The organism is Komagataeibacter europaeus LMG 18890 (assembly GCF_000285295.1).
GTDB classification, from domain to species: domain Bacteria; phylum Pseudomonadota; class Alphaproteobacteria; order Acetobacterales; family Acetobacteraceae; genus Komagataeibacter; species Komagataeibacter europaeus.
Window position 1 is genome coordinate 1 of the sequence record NZ_CADP01000312.1, and the last position, 1,156, is coordinate 1,156.

The window sequence follows — 1,156 nt, forward strand, 5'->3', positions numbered from 1 at the left end:
AGACGCGCTCGCTTCGGGTCAATCATCTGCCGCCTCTGATCACGCCAAACCGAGCAGAGGCATCGCGTAAAAAATCCCGTTCCACGAGAAGTTCGCCTATCTTCGCGTGCAGTTTCTCCACATCAGCTGGGCTGACCGGCGGCTCAGCCACCGTCTTCCCGGAAAAGGTCGCCGCCATCCCCTCGATCGCCTGCCGTTTCCACTGTGCGATCATCGTCTGATGCACCCCATGTTTCGAAGCCAGTTCCGCCAGCGTCAGTTCCCCACGGATCGCCTCCAGCGCAACCCGTGACTTGAACTCCGCCGCATACCGTTTCCGCGTAACCTTGCCCATAAAACCCGTCCTCGTTCAGGCCAGATGATAGCTTATCGCCCTGTCCGAAAAATGGGGACCATGTGTACCATCATGAACGAGCGTTTCAGAAGTGACCGGCAGGTGATCGATGTGATGCTGGCCCATTCGCTCGAGGATAAAGTGGAAGGCGCGTGCAATCGGGCGGATCTATCTGGAGCGGCGGCGTGAACTGGCGCAGGTCTGGGCTGAACTGAACTGGTCAGTGAAGGTCAGGTCAGTCTCAGGGAACTGATTGCGACAAAACGCCGATCAGGCGCCTGATGTTCCGGCGGTATTGATCCAGTCCTCGATAATGCCGGAATGCCAGCGGATTGTGCCGCTGGACAGTTTGCGTGGTCTGGAGAAAGTCCCTTTACTGATATGCCGGTAAATGGTTGCCCGGCTTAGCAGCCTGTCGGGTTGGGGTACCCAGTGAAGGGGTAAGGTTGTAAGGTGGTGAGATGAGCAGCTTCATCCCGTTTGACCGGTCTCAGCCGTATCTTCTGCCGCCTGATCTGAAGTCGTGGCTTCCTGCTGACGATATGGCGCATTTCATTGTCGCAGCCGTCGAGCGGGTTCCGATGCGTGCGTTCTGCGTGCCAGCGCGCACGGGTGGCAAGGCACAGTACCATCCGCGTCTGATGCTGGCCCTTCTGATCTTCAGCTATGCGAACGGGTTGTTTTCCTCACGCCGGATCGAGCGGGCGACATATCGCGACATCGGGGTGCGCTTCGTGGCGGCGAACCTGCATCCGGATCACGACACGATTGCGACGTTCCGCCGGACGAACCGGACAGCCATTGAAGCTGCATTTGCGCAGG

At 58.6% G+C, this 1,156-nt stretch carries 2 protein-coding genes and 1 pseudogene; 1 reads left to right on the forward strand and 2 read right to left on the reverse strand.

Features of this window, described 5'->3' with window-relative positions; genetic code table 11:
• Together GEU01_RS22045 and GEU01_RS27410 are read right to left on the reverse strand one after the other, a co-directional pair.
• Positions 1-334, reverse strand: a pseudogene (locus GEU01_RS22045) (transposase); the annotation flags it as partial.
• Positions 335-604: 270 nt separating this feature from the next.
• Positions 605-745, reverse strand: coding sequence for a helix-turn-helix transcriptional regulator (locus GEU01_RS27410; RefSeq protein ID WP_081500065.1), 141 nt, complete (start codon positions 743-745; stop codon positions 605-607).
• 50 nt (positions 746-795) lie between these two features.
• Here GEU01_RS27410 and GEU01_RS23915 point away from each other — a divergent pair.
• A partial coding sequence (locus GEU01_RS23915) for a transposase (protein WP_019085231.1) occupies positions 796-1,156 on the forward strand: 361 nt, incomplete at its 3' end.